At 45.7% G+C, this 18,069-nt stretch carries 17 protein-coding genes; 9 read left to right on the plus strand and 8 right to left on the minus strand.

What is annotated here, in order from left to right; genetic code table 11:
• The first annotated feature begins 100 nt into the window (after positions 1 to 100).
• Both L3V27_RS02265 and L3V27_RS02270 read left to right on the plus strand, forming a co-directional pair.
• Complete coding sequence (locus tag L3V27_RS02265) at positions 101 to 706, plus strand: methyltransferase domain-containing protein (protein ID WP_237310898.1); 606 nt, start codon at positions 101 to 103, stop codon at positions 704 to 706.
• Between the two features lie 150 nt (positions 707 to 856).
• Positions 857 to 2,770, plus strand: a complete 1,914-nt coding sequence (locus L3V27_RS02270) for a BCCT family transporter (protein WP_109169837.1) — start codon at positions 857 to 859, stop codon at positions 2,768 to 2,770.
• Positions 2,771 to 2,861: 91 nt separating this feature from the next.
• Here L3V27_RS02270 and L3V27_RS02275 read toward each other — a convergent pair whose 3' ends face one another.
• From L3V27_RS02275 to budA, 3 genes are read right to left on the minus strand one after another with little or no spacing between them, the layout of a single operon-like run.
• Positions 2,862 to 3,620, minus strand: coding sequence for an SDR family oxidoreductase (locus tag L3V27_RS02275; RefSeq protein WP_005392589.1), 759 nt, complete (start codon positions 3,618 to 3,620; stop codon positions 2,862 to 2,864).
• Positions 3,617 to 5,320, minus strand: coding sequence for an acetolactate synthase AlsS (gene alsS, locus L3V27_RS02280; protein ID WP_237310900.1), 1,704 nt, complete (start codon positions 5,318 to 5,320; stop codon positions 3,617 to 3,619). Before alsS ends, L3V27_RS02275 begins: the two co-directional genes overlap by 4 nt.
• A gap of 29 nt (positions 5,321 to 5,349) precedes the next feature.
• A complete protein-coding gene (gene budA, locus L3V27_RS02285; RefSeq protein WP_170901808.1) occupies positions 5,350 to 6,135 on the minus strand; it encodes an acetolactate decarboxylase in 786 nt (261 codons plus the stop codon).
• A gap of 97 nt (positions 6,136 to 6,232) precedes the next feature.
• Here budA and L3V27_RS02290 point away from each other — a divergent pair, with 97 nt between their 5' ends.
• From L3V27_RS02290 to L3V27_RS02300, 4 genes are all read left to right on the plus strand, one after another.
• A complete protein-coding gene (locus L3V27_RS02290) occupies positions 6,233 to 7,114 on the plus strand; it encodes a LysR family transcriptional regulator (RefSeq protein ID WP_237310901.1) in 882 nt (293 codons plus the stop codon).
• A gap of 129 nt (positions 7,115 to 7,243) precedes the next feature.
• On the plus strand, positions 7,244 to 7,900 hold the full coding sequence (gene hxpB, locus L3V27_RS02295) for a hexitol phosphatase HxpB (protein WP_193447200.1): 657 nt from the start codon (positions 7,244 to 7,246) through the stop codon (positions 7,898 to 7,900).
• Between the two features lie 190 nt (positions 7,901 to 8,090).
• Positions 8,091 to 8,171, plus strand: a complete 81-nt coding sequence (locus L3V27_RS23405; RefSeq protein ID WP_309474313.1) for a hypothetical protein — start codon at positions 8,091 to 8,093, stop codon at positions 8,169 to 8,171.
• Between the two features lie 141 nt (positions 8,172 to 8,312).
• Complete coding sequence (locus L3V27_RS02300; RefSeq protein WP_237310903.1) at positions 8,313 to 9,068, plus strand: PhzF family phenazine biosynthesis protein; 756 nt, start codon at positions 8,313 to 8,315, stop codon at positions 9,066 to 9,068.
• Positions 9,069 to 9,138: 70 nt separating this feature from the next.
• On the opposite strand, the gene L3V27_RS02305 is transcribed toward L3V27_RS02300, so the two are convergent.
• Genes L3V27_RS02305 through L3V27_RS02315 form a run of 3 tightly spaced genes read right to left on the minus strand, consistent with a single transcriptional unit; the run spans position 9,139 to position 11,688 of the window.
• Positions 9,139 to 9,267, minus strand: a complete 129-nt coding sequence (locus L3V27_RS02305; protein WP_015313385.1) for a DUF2474 domain-containing protein — start codon at positions 9,265 to 9,267, stop codon at positions 9,139 to 9,141.
• A gap of 20 nt (positions 9,268 to 9,287) precedes the next feature.
• Positions 9,288 to 10,295 carry a cytochrome d ubiquinol oxidase subunit II gene (gene cydB, locus L3V27_RS02310; protein ID WP_140376602.1) on the minus strand — a complete coding sequence of 336 codons (1,008 nt, stop codon included), beginning with the start codon at positions 10,293 to 10,295 and terminating at the stop codon, positions 9,288 to 9,290.
• Between the two features lie 28 nt (positions 10,296 to 10,323).
• Entirely contained in the window at positions 10,324 to 11,688 is a 1,365-nt protein-coding gene (locus L3V27_RS02315; RefSeq protein WP_237310904.1) for a cytochrome ubiquinol oxidase subunit I, read from the minus strand.
• 136 nt (positions 11,689 to 11,824) lie between these two features.
• Here L3V27_RS02315 and L3V27_RS02320 point away from each other — a divergent pair, with 136 nt between their 5' ends.
• Positions 11,825 to 13,258 (plus strand): PLP-dependent aminotransferase family protein, encoded by a 1,434-nt coding sequence (locus tag L3V27_RS02320; protein WP_275949289.1) that lies wholly within the window; start codon positions 11,825 to 11,827, stop codon positions 13,256 to 13,258.
• Positions 13,259 to 13,267: 9 nt separating this feature from the next.
• Here the strand turns inward: L3V27_RS02320 and L3V27_RS02325 are convergent, their stop codons facing one another.
• Entirely contained in the window at positions 13,268 to 13,816 is a 549-nt protein-coding gene (locus tag L3V27_RS02325; protein WP_237310907.1) for a sugar O-acetyltransferase, read from the minus strand.
• A gap of 248 nt (positions 13,817 to 14,064) precedes the next feature.
• Positions 14,065 to 14,385: a DUF1840 domain-containing protein gene (locus L3V27_RS02330; RefSeq protein WP_005392576.1), complete on the minus strand. Its 321-nt coding sequence runs from the start codon at positions 14,383 to 14,385 to the stop codon at positions 14,065 to 14,067.
• Positions 14,386 to 14,517: 132 nt separating this feature from the next.
• On the opposite strand from L3V27_RS02330, the gene L3V27_RS02335 reads away from it, so the two are divergent.
• On the plus strand, positions 14,518 to 15,354 hold the full coding sequence (locus tag L3V27_RS02335) for a phosphate/phosphite/phosphonate ABC transporter substrate-binding protein (protein ID WP_170901800.1): 837 nt from the start codon (positions 14,518 to 14,520) through the stop codon (positions 15,352 to 15,354).
• A gap of 11 nt (positions 15,355 to 15,365) precedes the next feature.
• Positions 15,366 to 17,987 (plus strand): ATP-binding protein, encoded by a 2,622-nt coding sequence (locus L3V27_RS02340; RefSeq protein ID WP_237310911.1) that lies wholly within the window; start codon positions 15,366 to 15,368, stop codon positions 17,985 to 17,987.
• Positions 17,988 to 18,069: the final 82 nt, after the last annotated feature.

The raw sequence follows: 18,069 nt of genomic DNA on the forward strand, positions 1-18,069 counted from the left end.
AAAAAGCTAACAACGTAAAAATCAAAGGCTAGGAGAGGGGATACCACATTGTGCTGCGTATCCCTTTCTTTTTGTGCCAGTACAATTAGGAGGGCGATAAATGAAGCAGGCACCGACCATCAATCAACAGTTTTGGGATAATTTGTTTACCCAAGGCACCATGCCGTGGGATGCCAAAACCACACCTCAAGAGCTAAAAGCTTACCTAGAAAAAGCGCTTCATAGCGGTCAGTCTGTATTTATCCCTGGCTGTGGTGCTGCTTATGAACTCAGCTCTTTTATTCAATATGGGCATGATGTGATCGCGATGGATTACAGCCAACAAGCAGTAAAAATGGCGCAATCGACGTTAGGCAAGCACAAAGATAAAGTCGTGCTGGGGGATGTATTTAACGCTGACTCTACGCACTCATTTGATGTGATTTACGAGCGTGCCTTTCTCGCTGCACTACCGAGAGACCAGTGGCCAGATTACTTTGCTATGGTGGATAAATTGCTGCCAAGAGACGGTTTGTTAATTGGTTATTTCGTTATAGATGATGATTACCACTCTCGCTTCCCTCCATTTTGTTTGCGAAGTGGGGAGTTGGAGGGTTATCTAGAACCGACGTTTAAGCTTGTGGAATCCTCAGTGGTGGCAAACAGTGTTGAGGTTTTTAAAGGCAGAGAGCGCTGGATGGTGTGGCAGAAAAGTTGCCGTATTTAAACGCTATGGCATCAAATAATGAATACAAAATCAGCGTCACATAATGCATATTTTAAAGACAATTATTCTTGTGGTAACGATAAGTGTTGTGAATTGGCGAAGTTGTGAGAAATGTAGATCATGTCCTTTGAAAACATAAGGATATATAATATGGATAAATCATTTTCTCTCATCGATAAGCCTACCTTCTTAGGCTCACTCTTTCTTTTACTCAGCGTCGTTATACCTTTAATTTTATTTCCCACACAAGGTGCGGATTGGATAGCTTCGGCCAAATTTTTCATGACCGATAAGCTTGGTGTGTTATACCTCGCACTGGGTATCGCAGCAATGTGTTTTATGATTTACACCGTGTTCAGCGATCTTGGCCAAATCAAACTTGGTGAAGCCGACGAGCAACCAGAATTTGGTAACGCCTCATGGGCTGCAATGCTATTTTGTGGAGGTATTGGCGCAAGTATTCTGTATTGGGGGTGTATCGAGTGGGCATACTACTATCAATCACCTCCATTTCAGTTGGAAGCAGGCAGTGAAGAAGCCATTCGCTGGGCCGCGACTTATGGTCTGTTTCACTGGGGACCGATCGCTTGGTCAATTTACCTTATTCCTGCTCTGCCTATCGCTTACTTCTTTTATGTACGCAAACAACCTGTTTTGAAAATCTCTAGTGCGTTAATGCCTGTATTAGGAGAAAAGCGCGCAAACGGTGGTATTGGCAAGTTTATCGATGTGCTGTTTATTTTTGGTATGTTGGGTGGCGCGGCGACTACGCTTGGCTTAGCAGCGCCTCTTATCAACGGTGGTCTACATCATATCTTCGGTCTTCCAAACAATACCTTCAGCCAAGTGGCTGTATTACTTCTCTGTACTGCGATTTTTGGTTACTCCGCGTATGCAGGGCTTGAGAAGGGGATCAAATTCCTTAGTAACATTAACTTCTGGGGTGCGATGGGCTTGTTACTCTTTGTACTTGCCGTTGGGCCAACCGTGTTCATGTTAGAAACGGGCTTAGATTCTATTGGTCGTATGTTGTCTAACTTCTTTGTTATGGCAACCTGGGCGGAGCCGTTTGGTGGTTATGGTGAGTTTACAGATACACACTTCCCGCAAGACTGGACTATTTTCTACTGGGCATGGTGGTTGGTCTTTGCTCCTTGCATGGGATTGTTTGTTGCGCGTATCTCGCGTGGAAGAACGATCAAACAGATGGTCGTAGGTTCTATATTTTACGGTTCTTTAGGTTGTTTCTTATTCTTCATTGTTTTAGGTAACTATGGTTTATCGTTGCAATTGACGGGTGAGCTTGATGTCATCGCAATCCTCAACGAATCAGGCGCACCAGCGGCTATTTTTGCAACGTTAGACACATTACCGTTAGGGCCAATCGTTATTGGTGTTTTTACACTATTGTGTATCATTTTTACGGCGACTTCGTTTGACTCTATCTCGTACATTCTTGCGTCTGTGGTTCAAAATGATGTGACGGAAGAACCGATGCGCTGGAACCGTTTGTTCTGGGCGTTTACTTTGTCTTTTCTGCCAACCGTCCTAATGTTCATGGGAGGTTTATCGACATTACAAACCGCTGCGATCGTGGGAGGTTTACCGTTGTTAGTTATCTCGGTGATGTTGATGGTGTCCTTTGTTCGCGCGGCGAGCCTAGATATTAAACATCAAGCAGAATACGAAGAGCCAACCATTAACATTGAAGAACTGCCGGAAATTGACCCTTGGTCAACAGAGGGAATGGCTTTGGCGAAATTTGAGCGCTTTAAAGACTTAGCTCAACAGGCGGCTGAAGAAGAGCGCGAAGCAATGGCAGCCCTGATGAGCATGCGTAAGAGAATTCGCGCATTTGCCTTAGAACATAGCTGTGAATCTGGGTTTTCGGACCATCATTTACCAGAAGAGATGCAAGCAGAGCTACAGCAACTAACCGAAGCGCTTGAGTTGGCTCAACAGAAGAAACAAGAACTGTCTGAACAAGCCCAAGAATCTCGAATGGAGTTTAATCATGTGTTATTAGGCGGCGCGTCGGCAGGTTTAGCAACGTCGCAGGCTTAAGAACAGACACACAAGAGCCGAGTACAAACTCGGCTCTTTTTTTGGCGTGGATACCTTACAGTTAAAAATTCTGCTCAGTCAGTGTTAATGCTTATACTATTTTAGGTTGACCATCTGATGCGGTGGCACCGCCGTCTACAGGTAGGTTTACGCCATTAATGAAAGATGCGTCATCACTTGCCAAGAAAGTCACGACAGACGCAATTTCTTCAGGTTCGGCTGCTCGGCCAAGCGCAATGCGCTCATTGAATTTATCGCGGATTTCCTGCGGCCAGCCGTTCGTCATGTTGGTTTTTACTAAGCTTGGGCATACGGCGTTAATTCTTACACCCTCCGCACCATGGTCCAATGCCATCGCTCTAGTAAGGTTGACCACAGCGCCTTTACTCGCGCAATAGAATGCGGCACCCCAGTCACCACCCAAACCAGAAACGGACGCGGTATTCACCATACAACCTTTCGTTTTTAAGAGTTCAGGTAACGCAAACTTCGCGCAATAAACGACGCCGTCAATGTTTACACCAGAGATCTTCTTCCAGTCTTCCACACTACCTTCAATCACTGAACCTGGGACATGTACGCCAGCATTGTTTACTAAAATATCCAGTTTACCGAAACGGGTAACAACATCAGAAATCAGTGCTGCGACTTTATCTGGATCAGAAACATCAATGGAATGCGCAGACACGCGCTGTTTATCAAAGCCCTCAACGGCGTTTGCCAACTGCTCTTCATTCCAATCGGCAAGAGCGACGTTTGCGCCTTCTTCATACAGACGTTTTGCGATGGCCAAACCAATACCATTGGCAGAACCAGTGACGAGTGCGACTTTATTTTTTAATCCTCTCATGCGATTTCTCCTTCGAAACTTACAAAAACGGGATCTTGATTTTTCTCTGTGCGCGGCAACATCAGTTTGTCGTTGTCGCTGTAATCTACGGGGATAGCCACCACTGCTGGTCCTTCAACGTCCATGGCTTTATTCAATGTCGGTAGCAATTCGTGTTGACTAGTCACTGCGAAGCCTTTCGCGCCAAATGCTTCGGCGTACGCTTTGAAGTCAATTGGACCAAATTTCACACCAGAGCAGCGCTGATATTTGTTGATCTCTTGCATTTCTACCATGTTGTAGGCGTTATCAACCCACACAATATGGACGATATTGCAGTTCAGTCTAACCGCGGTTTCTAACTCCATGCTCGATTGCATAAAACCGCCGTCTCCCGATATCGATACCACTTTGCTGCCAGGTTTCAGTAGGCTGGCACCAATGGCCCATGGCAGTGCAACGCCCATCGTTTGTTGGCCGTTAGACACCAGCATTTGGCGAGCTCGAAAACAACTTAAGTAACGAGCGATCCAGATGTGGAAGCTCCCCATATCAAGACATAACGTGGTATCTGGTGTGATGATAGATTGCATGGCTTTAATCAGTGCCAGTGGATGAAATCCTTGCTTGTTATAGACATTGGGATAGGTTTTGATCACTTGCCGTTGCAGTGCTACCTCTTCCAGTACTGAAAGTGCCGTTGGGGAAAGGCGAGCATATTCAGAGATGTAGCTGCCCATTTTGTCTAATGACTGCGCAATGTTTCCGACGATTTCAACACAAGGCTGATAATTCAGTTGGTATTCTGCCGGTTCAATATCGAGGTGAATCACTGGGTTGCGGTGGCTGTTCCAAAGCTCAGGGTCATACTCTATTGGGCTAAAGCCGATGGTGAGAATTAAATCGGCGTCCCGCAGTAAAACATCGCCAGGTTGGTTATTAAATAAACCGACACGCCCAGCAAAGTGGTGATAGTAATTGATGTCTACCGTGCCGGCGGCCTGGTAAGTGCCGACAACGGGTAGCTGCGTATTTTGAAGAAATCGGGCGATAGCAGCAGCGTTTTGACTGCGGCTCGCGTGAAGGCCAAGTAAAACTACACAGCGCTTTGCTTTACTGATTCGACTGACCGCTTCTTCGATTGCTGCGATGTCTGCGCAACCAGGCTGTGTGTAAGGCGAGGGGACAATAATGTCCGTTTGGGTTTGCTCGGATAAAACATCTTGAGGGAGACTCAAAAAGCAAGCCCCAGGACGACCTGACTCTGCGATACGAAATGCGTTCGCCATGATCTCGCTTGCGGCGTCCACATGCTGCACTTCAGCACTGAACTTAGTTATAGAGCGAAAAATACTGACGGTATCCATGCTCTGGTGTGTTTGTTTTTGCTGGTCAGTTCGTTTCACCGCACCACCGATAGCAATCAGCGGATCGCCTTCGGAGTTTGCTGTTGCAACCCCCGTAACTAGATTGCCACAGCCTGGACCTGACGTAACCATTGTGACGCCTGCTTTGCCGGTTAGTCTTCCCATAACGCCCGCCATAAATGCGCCGTTAGCCTCGTGGCGTACCGGAATCATTTGGATGTTAGTGTCTTCAATCGCATCGAACAGTCGATCGATTTTTGCACCGGGAATACCGAATATGTACTTAATGCCGAGAGACTCTAGCTGTTGAGCGATCAACTGAGCTCCATTCTTATTTGAAGGTTTGGATTGCATTTGTTGTCCTTATTATTTGCCTGACTTTGTTACTTTTCCGCCTTTTCTATAGCGGTATTTATATCTTCCGGAGCCAAATTGGCAGTGAGGAAGTCTGTCGATACTGGTGTATCAATCACTAGCCGCGAGACTTTGCCAATCTGGAGAAATCCTGACGAAATGCTGTAATCCTGGATATGACCACCTCCTTGGCGGTCATCGGTAATAAAGTGTTCGTGATAGCCGGGTACATTGATGCCAGTCGTATATTTAGGACTGCGAAAGCCGGCGACCACGCCTTGCTTATGCGTGAAGCGGAACGTTGGTTGTTCTTTGACCACTTCAAGCATTGGCCGATAAGGGCGTGTTTGTTTAGGTACGGTGCGAGTACGAACTGAATCGAAAACGCCATCAATGCGCACTGCGCAAAATAGGTTATCGCTTGGAACCATGTCGTCTATGAGGCTATGGACTTCATGACGTGACATGCGCGATGTCAGTGGCAGCTCGATATCAGGCTTAAAAAAAGTCATGACAGCAAAGGGCGTTTTTTGCGCCAGGTCTGCCGGGTTTGCGGAGCCATCCGACTTGAGTTGAAAAACTTCCTTATCAAAAGCAATCAACTCACCATCCAATTCATTGAACGTACCTAAACCAAAATCCCCATGTTTCAGCAGTTCTTCTATGGTTGTTGAGCCTTCGTAAACACCAGCGATCAAAGCACTCATCAACGAAGTCTGATAAATCTCACCATCTCCGGTAACGTGATGGTATTCAGAAAATTCTTTCGCTACTTCAAGCGAACAAGCACATAGAGGGTTATAAAATCCACGCATGAGTAAGACCAGTTATGCAATGAAGAGTATATTTAGATTGACTTCTACACGGTGCTAAATCCAATATAAAAAAGATTTATTTTGATATGGAAAATATATGGAATTTCGCTACCTGAAGTATTTTGTCGCGGTCGCCGAGACTCGTCACTTTACCCGAGCCGCTGAACAGTTAGGGATTGCGCAACCTCCTTTAAGTCAACAAATCAAAAAGTTAGAGCACGAGCTTGGTGTGGACCTATTTAAGCGCTTGTCTAGAGGGGTAGAACTGACCCATGCTGGGCAAGTCTTCTATACGGATGCGGTAAATATTCTTGCTGATGTGGAACGCGCTAAAGCAAAAGCCCGACAGATTGCTCGTGGTGAAAATACGCAGGTTAAAATCGGGTTCGCAACGTCAACATCAACCTGCATTAAGGTATTAGAGAGGGTGGGGCGTATTCAAGAGAATGGGGTTCATTTACAGGCGGCGGAACTGTCAATGCCAGAGCTTGCCGCTCAGTTAAAAAGCAAACAACTTGATCTCGCAATCATGCGGCTACCCTGCTACGCCAGTGAGCCTTTTGAGCACAAGGTGTTGTTTAACGACCCGTTTGTCGCTGTGATTCCGGCGGGGCACGAGCTGGCAAAGTATCCCTGTATCCAGATGAAACAGTTGAGAGGCCATAAAATTTTACTGTTTCCACGAGAGACTGGACCCGCATTGTTTGATGGCATGAGCACACTTTTTGCCGACGCAGGAGTAAGGCTCGAACCACAGTTCGCAGCACCGCAACTTCGTACGACGATCGCCATGGCGCAGGCTGGGTTAGGTATTGCTCTCGTTCCGCGTTCACTGGCTGAACATCTCGATGATTCTGCGACAGTCGCCGAGATTGATGATATCCCCCTAACCAGTCGTGTTGTTGTTGCTTGGGAGGCGTCTAATCTCAATAAGCTGGCGTTAAAAGTAGCCATGAACATCGGTCATGTTGAGGTTTAAAGATGAGTCATCGAACTGGCTCTGATAGCTACAGGCAAATGTGATACTCTCCCTCGTTATATGCAAAGCTATGCTTTGGTTGAATAGACAAATCTTACTCAACGAATAGAACTTACTGAGGATGTACCAATGATATACGCTGCGGTCTTTGATATGGACGGGTTGCTGATTGATTCAGAACCTTTGTGGAAGGAAGCGGAAAAGCAGGTGTTTTCATCAGTTGGCGTCCAAGTGACCGAAGTATTATCAAAGCAGACTGCGACGATGACGACAGGTGAAGTAACAAGGTTTTGGTATGAACGTAATCCTTGGCAAGAAAAGAGCCTAGAGGAAGTAGAGAATGCTGTTGTGGATAAAGTGGAGGCATTAATAATTGAAAAAGGATGCGAATTAGAGGGTGTTACAGAAACACTCAAATTGCTTAAGGAAAAAGGGTTTAAGATAGGGCTGTCTACTAATTCACCTTATCAACTCATTCCCACCATTTTGAACAAACTCGGTATTGCCAGTTACTTTGACGCGATATCATCGTCAGACGATGTAGAAAAGGGCAAGCCAGAGCCAGATGTCTACCTTTCAACAATCAATAAACTAGGTGTAGATTCAAGTAACTGTATTGCCTTTGAAGACTCTTATTCGGGTATGCTTGCGGCAACACGAGCAAACATAAAAACAGTCGTGATACCTCAACCTGATAAGTTCTACCAAGAGTTTAATGAAGCCAGTCTAAAGCTGCAAAAGCTATCAGAGTTTAATGAAAGCCATTTAGTGGATTTAATAGGATAAAGCTATTCATTACGATTGGTAATATTTATGACAGATGTCATACCATATGGAGAACTTTAATGAGATATTAGTTGCTTATGTGTAGGAGTGGTGAGGGATGAAATGAAGCTTAATGTCGTTGCATATTTGATCAAAGAAGGCTACGAAGAGGCCGATGTAATCAACTCTAAGAAACAAGAAGAAAGGTGAAGTGCACTTGCCCTTTTTTTCAAAAGTAAACCTGCGTCATCACAGTAGACGGTTACAAAACATGGGTTTACGGTTGAACTAGCCAAGATAGATGCATAAAAAGACTAACAAAGCATTTAAGAGGGACTCCCGAGGCTTGTCATTTTTAGGTTTCGTTTTTGGTTTCGGGTTAATGATAGCGTTGTTCACAACTTAGTGCAGCGTTAAACCGCAAGGATGATGGATGATTAAAGCGCAAGTATATGATGTATTTTGTGATGAATTGGCTCAAGGTAACCCTTGTGGCGTTGTCGAACTAAATCACTGGCTGAGTGATTCTGAGTTACTTCAAATCACTCATCAGGTCGCTCAACCTGTCACATCATTTGTGGTTCAGGCTGGCAGTGACTACCACATTCGCTGGTTTAGCCTAGAAGGAGAGATCAACCTATGCGGACACGGAAGTTTGGGCGCAGGCGCTGCAATCATTTCCAACTATCATCAGAATGAGGTCATTCTAAAAAGCCAATATGGTCATATTACCGTTACTGAACTGGATGGAATGTACAGGATCGTGATGCCAAGTTGGCAAGCAAAGCCTCATGTAATCCCCTTGGATATTTCAGGCTTTTCCAATCGCCCTGTAGATGCTTTTACAACGCGTGATTTGGTTGTTGTTCTCGAGTCCGAAGATGATGTTGCTCACTATAAACCTAACTTTGATGAGCTGATTAAAATTGATGAGTTTCATGCTGTCATCGTGACGGCTCAAAGTTCTGATAGTGGCTATGTGTTGCGTTACTTTGCACCTAAAATCGGTATTTCAGAAGATCTTGCCACAGGTTCGGCTCAGTGCTCATTAGCGCCTTATTGGTTTGAAAAGCTGGGCAAAGAAAAACTGATGGCTCGCCAGCTATCTCGCGCTGGTGGTTATTTTGAAGTGGCGCTCGGTTCAGAATCTACTATCGTATTGTCTGCACACGTAAAAAGTCGCACTTAACTTTAAACGCCTCTAGCTCTGACCAAGAACCGGAGGCGGTCGATTTTTTGATTGTCCTATAAGTGCAGAGCTAAGATTTTAACCCTGCAGCGGTCATCATGACGCGAAACAGCATTGATACGAACCCCAGAGCTAGCACACTGGCCGCCCAGATCCCAACCATCCACGCCCATTGGCGGCACCAATTTTTGATTTTCATACTCACTCCTTATCAACTCGTTAATGGTACGCTTCGTCTTCTTTCACTTTTCCGGAGAAGACGTAATAACTCCAAAAGGTGTAAGCCAGAATGATCGGGATGATGATCACCGCTCCAACGAGCATAAAGCGCTGACTGCTTGCAGGAGCGGCTGCTTCCCATATTGATATGCTAGGAGGAATGATATTTGGCCAGATACTGATGCCAAGCCCTGCGAACCCGAGAATCACGATCACCAATGCCATCACGAAAGGGCTGCGCTCTTTTCGCTTTTTAACGGAGTCGGCAATCTTCAAACATACCAGCCCAGTAATGACAGGTACGGGCAGTAAGTAGAACAAATTAGGCAGAGAAAACCATCTTTCCGCAATGGCAGGGTAAGCAAGTGGGGTCCAAGCGCTCACAATGACTAATGCGGAGATCATCGCCAGTAGTGTTTTGTTAGTGAAGCGGTACATCGTGTTTTGCAGTGCACCTTCCGTTTTCATGATGAGCCATGTGCTACCAAGCAGTGCGTACGTTGCGACTAAACCCAAACCACAAAAGATGGGAAAAGGGGTGAGCCAGTCTAGTTGGCTACCTACGAAAACGCGGTTTTCCACCGCAAAGCCTTGAATTACCGCGCCAACAACGATGCCTTGGAAAAACGTGGTTAAAATCGAGCCGACCATAAAAGAGCGATCCCAGAACTTTAAGTGGTTTTCCAATGCTTTAAAGCGAAACTCAAACGCTACGCCACGAAAGATCAAAGCAATCAACATCAACGTCAAAGGGATGGTTAGCGCTTCAATAATTACCGCGTAAGCCATCGGAAAAGCGCCAAATAGAGATGCGCCTCCAAGCACAATCCAAGTTTCGTTGCCGTCCCAAACTGGCGCGACACTGTTGACCATGACGTCTTTTTGTTTTTCATCCTTGATGAATGGCATCAGTATTCCAATACCCAAATCAAAGCCATCCATGATGATGTACATCAAAGTGGCAAAAACGATGATCGCGAACCAAATCACGGATAAATCAAAATGCATATTCTTTACCTTCACTTTGTGACAAATTCTAGATGCGGCCTGAAACGGTCGTCATGTCGTGCTCATCGTGCTCGATTGCATCGGGGCCTTTCTTGATTTGGTGGATCATGTAGTAATACCCAAAACCAAACACCAAGCTGTACACAACAAGGAAACACAGCAGGCTGATGCTCATTTGTAGGTCTCCATGTGCAGAAACCGCATCACGCGTTTTTTGTACGCCATACACGACCCAAGGTTGCCGACCAACCTCTGTCGTAAACCAGCCAGCGAGTATTGCGATAAGACCAGATGGTCCCATAAATAATGAAAACTTAAGGAACCAACGCGAGGTATAAAGCGTGTTCTTTTTTCGTAACCACATGCTGTAGAAGCTTTGAAAAATCATCAGAAGTCCTAGACCGACCATGATTCGAAATGACCAAAAGACGATAGGTGAGTTCGGTCGTTCCTCTTTCGGGAAGTCTTTCAGCGCCGGGATCGGTTCAGTTAAACTGTGGCGTAGGATCAAACTTCCTAGAACAGGAATTTCTAAGGCATAGTCTGTGCGTTCTTGTTCCATGTTTGGCATTCCGAACAAAATCAATGGGGTTGGTTTGCCATCACTGTTATCCCAATGTCCTTCGATGGCAGCGATTTTGGCGGGCTGGTATTCCAAGGTGTTTAACCCGTGCACATCGCCAATCACGGCTTGGAGTGGCGCAAGGAACACTAAGATCCCGAGCGACATCGAAAACATCGTTTTTACCGCAGTTGATTGATTGCCTCTCAATAAATGCCAAGCGGCTGACGCGCTTACAAAGAGTGCGGAACTAACGAAAGCCGCGACGCTCATGTGCGCCAAACGATAAGGAAATGAAGGATTGAAAACGATAGCAAACCAGTCGGTTGGCACCACGCGTCCGTCAACAATTTCATAGCCTTGTGGCGTTTGCATCCAACTGTTGGAGGCGAGAATCCAGAACGTCGAAATGATCGTGCCTAACGCCACCATCGAGGTTGCAAAAAAGTGCAGCTTTTCGCCGACGCGACGCCACCCAAACAGCATTACGCCAAGAAATCCGGCTTCGAGAAAGAAAGCCGTTAACACTTCATAAGTCAGTAATGGGCCAGTGATAGAACCAGCGAAGTCGGAGAAACCACTCCAGTTGGTGCCGAATTGATAGGCCATGACAAGACCAGATACAACACCCATTCCAAAGTTAACCGCAAAAATTTTCGACCAGAAGTGATAGAGCTTTTGGTAATCGGGATTACGTGTTTTTAGCCATAAGCCTTCCAGCACGGCGAGATAGGTGGCCAAACCTATGGTGATAGCGGGGAAAATAATATGAAAGGATACCGTAAAGGCGAACTGTATCCGTGCAAGCATAAATGCGTCGAGGCCAAACATTAAACTTCCTTTGATCTTTTAAGTTTTATGAGAGAGCTATTTTAAAAGGAGCGGAGTAGGGGAAGTAGGTACAGACAGTGACTATAAACCTATAACAGATTAAATGTTGAAGTGTTATTATTTTGAGTTCAGCTTTATGGAGGGGGATTTGCGTTTGGCGAAGTATCAAGAGTTAGTGGAACAGCTTAAAAGGCAGATAAAATCGGGGATATGGCACCCGGGTGACAAACTGCCTTCTCTGCGTCGCCAATCTGAACACTCGGGTTTGAGCTTGATGACGGTATTGCACGCTTATCAAATTCTGGAATCTCAAGGCTGGGTGACGTCACAGCCGCGCTCTGGTTATCGAGTCGCTCCCAATATTAAGAGTTCAAATGAACCCCAAGCGCCAGCCGCGGTTTCGGGGACAGAGCAGGTAGACATCAATGAGTTTATCTTTGATGTGCTGCAGGCGAGTAAAAATCCATCCATGATCAATTTTGGCTTTGCCTATCCAGACCCAAGTTTGTACCCACGCTATCACGTGAATCGGGCGATGAGCGCAGCCGCTCGCAATATGCCGATTTCCACCACCTTTGATAACTTACCGCCGGGAAACGAACAATTACGCACCATCATCGCGAAGCGTTATGCTGCGAAAGGCATTGAAATTTCACCCGATGAAATTGTCATTACGGCAGGCGCGCTGGAGGCGTTAACGCTCAGTTTGCAAGCCTGCACAAGACCGGGAGATTGGGTGGTTGTGGAGTCGCCTGCATTCTATGGCGCATTGCAATCCTTAGAGCGGTTAGGTTTGAAAGCGCTCTCAGTAAGAACAGACCCAGTCACGGGTATTGACCTAGATTCATTGGAACGAGCGCTGCAAACACACGATGTGAAAGCATGTTGGCTGATGTCGAACTTCCAGAATCCTCTGGGTTTTACGCTTTCCAACGAGAAAAAACAAAAGCTGATTGAGCTGACACAGCGATATAACGTGCCAGTGATTGAAGATGATGTGTACAGCGAGCTGCATGCCGGGAATGACTCGGTTTACCCACTAAGAATGTTTGATGACACGGGCAATACCATGTTGTGCTCGTCGTTTTCAAAATCATTAATCGCAGGGCTACGTATTGGTTGGGTTGCGGCGGGAAAGCGGGCGCTAGAGGTACAAAAGTTACAGCTAATGAGTACATTAGCGACGAGTGCACCAGTGCAAATGACATTGGTGCACTATTTAACAAGCCGCAATTATGAATCGCATTTGAAGCAGTTACGGAAAAAGCTGTTTGAACGTAAAAGTAAGATGACGAATCTGCTTAATGAGCTGTTACCTGAAGAAGTCAAAGTGTTAAGCCAAAGCGGCGGGTACTTTATTTGGTTAGAGCTTCCCAAGCATATCGACGCCTTGCAGATATATCGAGAAGCGCTAAAAGATAATATCAGCATCGCACCGGGAAAGATGTTCAGCCTGACAGAACAATACGATCACTGTATTCGTCTTAACGCTTCTTTTGAGCTTAATGACAAATACGTCCATGCTCTCAATCTGCTTGCCAACATTATTCGCGAACATTTGGCAAAATAGCGACTTTCTTCAGTTTTTTGGTTTAATGGAGCGCGCCGGATTTCCAGCAACTCGATCGCCTGGCGCAACGTCTTTGGTTACGACAGAGCCAGCGCCGACGACGGCCTCATCGCCAATAGTCACGCCTGGCAGTATGATTGCGCCCCCACCAATCCAAACGTTATTGCCGATTTTGACCGGTTTGGCGAGCTCATCTCCGGCTAAGCGTCTTTGTGTATCGAGTGAATGAGCGGCTGTGTAAATTTGCACTCTAGGCCCAATCATGACGTTCGCACCAATCTCAACCTGTCCATTGTCCAGAATAATGGCATCCCAGTTGATGTAGGTGTTTTCCCCGATGGACAAGTGGCAACCGTAGGTAAGTTGAAGCGGTGGCTCTATACAGGCGCTGTTTTCTAATTGGACGCCCATTTCCGCCAGCAGTTGCCTACGGATAATTGGGTTTGGCTCGTGATTAAACTGGAAGACAAGCTGCGCGGTTTTGGCGCGCATTAGCTTTAGTTCTTCATCCAGACAATTATAGGTTTTTCCAGAGCGCATCCGAGTCAGTTCTGACATAACAATCATTCCATTAATGGTTTTGCAGTTGAGGCCACAATGATAAGTGAGTGTTTCAGTCAATAGGAGATTTTTATTATTAAATCAGATGTTTATCACTGATTTATATTCAATAGGTTAGGTTTGAGTAAGCACTCGTTAAGAGTCATTCAAATAGAGAAGTGAAGTGAATTGGGTAAGTTCCTTTTAGCAGGGGAGGAAGTATAGATTGGATGTTGCTTTCCTCTCCACAGCTTGATTTGGAGCATTTATTGGCTGTCCCACATCACTTCGCACTCTTCTTTAATAGCCGATTTTAAAAGCTCAATAAGTGGAAATGCTCTGCGTCCTAAACTGACCGTTTGTTCCTCTTGCTCCTCATCTTCTTCCATTGCTTGACTGTTGTTCTTCTCTATCGCTTCTTGTGCTGCGAGAGCGGAGGTCAATCTAGATAGAGCATCAGGGATGTCTTGAGCGGAAATAGACCCTGGTACTGAGCCACTATGCCCCATCATTTTGATCATCTTTATCGCAATATCGCCAAACATAGTGACGTTCGAGTGGCTATGGCAACGAAATGTAATAAGCATTTACCTGCTCCTGTTGTAGGTGTTCATTTGAGTATAAATGGTATCTGAGACACGAGGCAATTTAATCCGATAATTCGCAATCTTTCAGATAGCTATCTATCTTTAACGAAAGACAAACATAAGGAGATGATTTTGTTGAACTCCCAATTAAAGACGTTGATTTGGCGGCTTCACAAGCGAATATTTACGTTGCTTATGGTGTTATGCATATGGTCACCTTCTGTCGTTGCTCAACCTTCCATTGTTTTTGGTGTCGTACCGCAACAGTCGGCGACCAAACTAGTGCAACAATGGCAGCCATTACTGCAACGCTGGGGAGATCTTGCTGGCGTTGAGATTAAGTTTGCCACGGCACGTGATATTCCCACATTCGAAGCTCGCTTGATGGCTGGAGCCTACGACATTGCATACATGAACCCATATCACTTTACGTTGGTGAATCAAAACCCAGGTTATACGGCGTTAGCAAGAGCGAAAAATAAGCGGATCACAGGCATTATTGTAGCAAGGCGAGGGAAGTCGGTTTCCCTTGATGAGCTGCAAGAAAAGACCATCGCTTTTCCTGCCCCACGAGCATTTGCTGCTTCTATCATCACACAATCAGAGTTGGCGCAGAAAGGCATCAAGTTTACGCCTAAATACGTCGGTTCGCACGACTCAGTCTATTTGGGGGTACTTAAAGGTTTGTACATTGCTGGTGGTGGCGTGAAGCGTACATTTGAGAGCTTACCGAGTGAAATAAAAGACCAACTTAGCATCATTTATACAACTGCTGGTTATACGCCTCATGCTATTGCGGTTTCAAATAATGTCGATGAAGAGATTACTCTTGCCTTACGAAAGGCAATTTCGCAACTTAATGATGATCCAAAAGCACAGGAGAGTTTTACTTTACTCAACATTGACGGGTTACAGCTTGCACAAGACCAAGATTGGCAAGATGTTGTTCAATTGGGAATCTCAAGATAAATGGTTGTCCTATGACGCTGCGTTCGAAAACGATACTTGGCATTGCTCTTATTGAGGCCCTTGCGCTCGGTGTACTCATCATTAGTGGGCTTAATTGGTTGGAAAGTTCCAACGAGACTAGCCTCGAGGTTGGGAGCCAACACTTGGTGAGTGTATTTGCTCAGGCGTCGAGAGATGCGGTGATTGCGACGGACTTAGCCTATCTAGACAGTTTTGCTCGTTCTGTCGTAAGTGAACACGGGCTGGCTTATATTCGTATTGTTAATCAAGATGGTGTCGAACTGACGTTACAGGGGGATTACAGCGGTGTTGATACTGGTGTGAGACCGTTTGATGTGACCGATGGAGTTTACGATGTTGCGCAAGAGATTACTCTTGGAGAGCAGGCTTTCGGTAAGGTTGAAATGGGTGTGAATGTTGAACATGTACATCAAGTACTTTCATTTGCGACTCATGCAAGTTTGGTTATCGCCTTTATTGAAATGTCGCTGGTGGCCATGTTTTCGTATGCTCTCGGTAGCTATTTGATGAAGCGGCTCGATCTTCTTCGTACTGGGGTAATCAAGGTTTCACAGCAAGGTCCAGGTTCGCAAATTTCGATTTCAGGCAATGACGAAGTTACACGTGTTGGCGAAGCGTTTAACCAAATGTCACGCTCTTTAGCGCAAGCGCAAACTAAACTTCAGCAAGAGCATCAAACCCAGCAACAGTTATCGGCCAAAATATCGCAGCTTGCTGAGGTTGCTGAACATGCGCGTGATACCATCATCATTACTCACCCTGACGGCACTATTGCATGGGTAAACCCTGCGTTTGAGCAGCTAACCGAATATACGTTGGAAGAAGTTATTGGCAAATCTCCGGGCGAGTTACTCCAAGGGCCAGACACAGACCCAAATACGGTGGCATTGCTCTCAAAAAGTGTCCGTAAGCACTCTCCTATTAGGGTTGAAATACTCAACTATACCAAGTCGAAGCACCCGTATTGGGTCGAGTTGGAGCTCTCTCCTGTGTTTGATGAAGATGGCGGGCTGTTACGTTTTATTGCGGTAGAGCGTGACATCACCGACAGGCGCAGGATGGAGAGGCGTCTGTCGTCTGCTTTAGATAAATCGAAAAAGGCGATGCAAGCCAAATCGGAATTTTTGGCGAACATGAGCCATGAGATTCGTACCCCAATGAACGCGATCATGGGGATCAGCGAGATATTGCTTGAGAACGAAAACCGTCGAGAGCCAAGGGAGTTATTACTCTTGCTGCACAAATCTGCCAACAACCTTGTGACCATCATTAACGACATCCTCGACTACAGCAAAGTAGAAGCGGGCAAGTTGACGTTAGTTGAAGAGGAGTTTGACTTGCGTTCACTCGTCGAGAGCTGCACCGCTTTATGTGCCTATCAGGCGGATAAAAAGAACCTCAAGTTGTTGGTTGATATGCCATTGGCCATGAATACGGTCGTGGTCGGTGATAAAGGTCGGATTAATCAAATCTTGCTTAACTTGATCGGTAATGCGGTGAAATTCACGGATGAAGGCCATGTGCTACTCAAAGTCAGAGAAAGTGAGCACGGTTTTGATTTTTCCGTGAGTGATACGGGCATTGGTATTCCCGAAGATCGATTGGCTCATATTATGGATAAGTTTGAGCAGGTCGATACCTCCGCGACAAGACGCCATGAAGGTACAGGCTTGGGGTTGGCAATCTCAAAACGTTTGATCAGCATGTATAACGGCGAGCTTTGTGTGCATTCGGATTTTGGCAAAGGGTCGTGTTTTAGCTTTAGTTTGCAGTTGCCTAAGCAAAGTCAGTTTCTTGCCGATCCGATAGAGCTGAGTGCAAATCGACTATTGTTGATTGATGATTATCAACCGCGCGTGCAACACTTGATACATTTAGCTCAAGAGATTGGCATTGAAGTTACTCATGCCAACGATTGGTCAACTGCGCAGTCTTTGGGTAAAAAATTGGATGGTTTTGATCGTATCCTCGCGAGTGTAAACAATGCTCAAGATAGAGATGCGCTCTATGAGCTTGATGCGACAGAATCCGCCGCCAAACGGGTAATGTTTCTTGCACCTTGCGTGATGGAGGAAGGGCATGCTTGGTCGTGCGAGCGGGATCGTTTATTGCCGCAACCGGTCACGCAGCATAAACTGCAAGCTCTGTTTTCTACTAAGACACAAAAGCGTCGAGAACTTTCCTCAGATGAGACCCCTGACTTTTCTAGCCTGCACCTATTAGTCGCAGAAGACAGCCATATCAATCGAATATTGATTGAAAAAATGTTGCAAGACACAGGTGTTAAACTGACGTTGGCGGAAGATGGTGTTGAAGCCGTTGAACTTTATAAACAGCTTTCTCCGGACTTGGTGATTACCGATATTTCTATGCCAAACAAAGATGGTTTTGGCGTGACAAAAGACATTCGTGAGTTACAGGAAAGTGGTGCGTTTCCTTGGTGTCCAATCGTTGCGTTTTCCGCACATGCGATGCAAGAGCAGCAACAAAAAAGTATCGCATTAGGTATGGATGATTACCTGACAAAACCAGTTCAGAAAAGTGATTTGCTTAATATGATTGCGAAGTGGGGATGTCGCACCCTTGCAGAGGAAAAGCACGCTTCTGTTTAGTGTTTCGGTTAGATTAAATCGGCTCAAAGAAAACGAGCATGTTATGAAACATGCTCGTTTGTAGTTGTTTATCGTGGGTTGA

It is taken from the genome of Vibrio sp. J2-3(2022), from assembly GCF_021725735.1.
GTDB lineage: Bacteria > Pseudomonadota > Gammaproteobacteria > Enterobacterales > Vibrionaceae > Vibrio > Vibrio diabolicus.

Bases quoted from the DNA above. Each gene is read 5' to 3' on its own strand.
- L3V27_RS02325 (WP_237310907.1), bottom strand. From the start codon at position 13,816: ATGTCAGAACTGACTCGGATGCGCTCTGGAAAAACCTATAATTGTCTG.
- budA (WP_170901808.1), bottom strand. From the start codon at position 6,135: ATGCGTGGATTTTATAACCCTCTATGTGCTTGTTCGCTTGAAGTAGCG.
- cydB (WP_140376602.1), bottom strand. From the start codon at position 10,295: ATGCATTTTGATTTATCCGTGATTTGGTTCGCGATCATCGTTTTTGCC.
- L3V27_RS02320 (WP_275949289.1), top strand. From the start codon at position 11,825: ATGGAGGGGGATTTGCGTTTGGCGAAGTATCAAGAGTTAGTGGAACAG.
- L3V27_RS02270 (WP_109169837.1), top strand. From the start codon at position 857: ATGGATAAATCATTTTCTCTCATCGATAAGCCTACCTTCTTAGGCTCA.
- L3V27_RS02265 (WP_237310898.1), top strand. From the start codon at position 101: ATGAAGCAGGCACCGACCATCAATCAACAGTTTTGGGATAATTTGTTT.
- L3V27_RS02305 (WP_015313385.1), bottom strand. From the start codon at position 9,267: ATGAAAATCAAAAATTGGTGCCGCCAATGGGCGTGGATGGTTGGGATC.
- L3V27_RS02315 (WP_237310904.1), bottom strand. From the start codon at position 11,688: ATGTTTGGCCTCGACGCATTTATGCTTGCACGGATACAGTTCGCCTTT.
- L3V27_RS02290 (WP_237310901.1), top strand. From the start codon at position 6,233: ATGGAATTTCGCTACCTGAAGTATTTTGTCGCGGTCGCCGAGACTCGT.
- hxpB (WP_193447200.1), top strand. From the start codon at position 7,244: ATGATATACGCTGCGGTCTTTGATATGGACGGGTTGCTGATTGATTCA.
- L3V27_RS02340 (WP_237310911.1), top strand. From the start codon at position 15,366: ATGACGCTGCGTTCGAAAACGATACTTGGCATTGCTCTTATTGAGGCC.
- L3V27_RS02300 (WP_237310903.1), top strand. From the start codon at position 8,313: ATGATTAAAGCGCAAGTATATGATGTATTTTGTGATGAATTGGCTCAA.
- alsS (WP_237310900.1), bottom strand. From the start codon at position 5,320: ATGCAATCCAAACCTTCAAATAAGAATGGAGCTCAGTTGATCGCTCAA.
- L3V27_RS02330 (WP_005392576.1), bottom strand. From the start codon at position 14,385: ATGCTTATTACATTTCGTTGCCATAGCCACTCGAACGTCACTATGTTT.
- L3V27_RS02275 (WP_005392589.1), bottom strand. From the start codon at position 3,620: ATGAGAGGATTAAAAAATAAAGTCGCACTCGTCACTGGTTCTGCCAAT.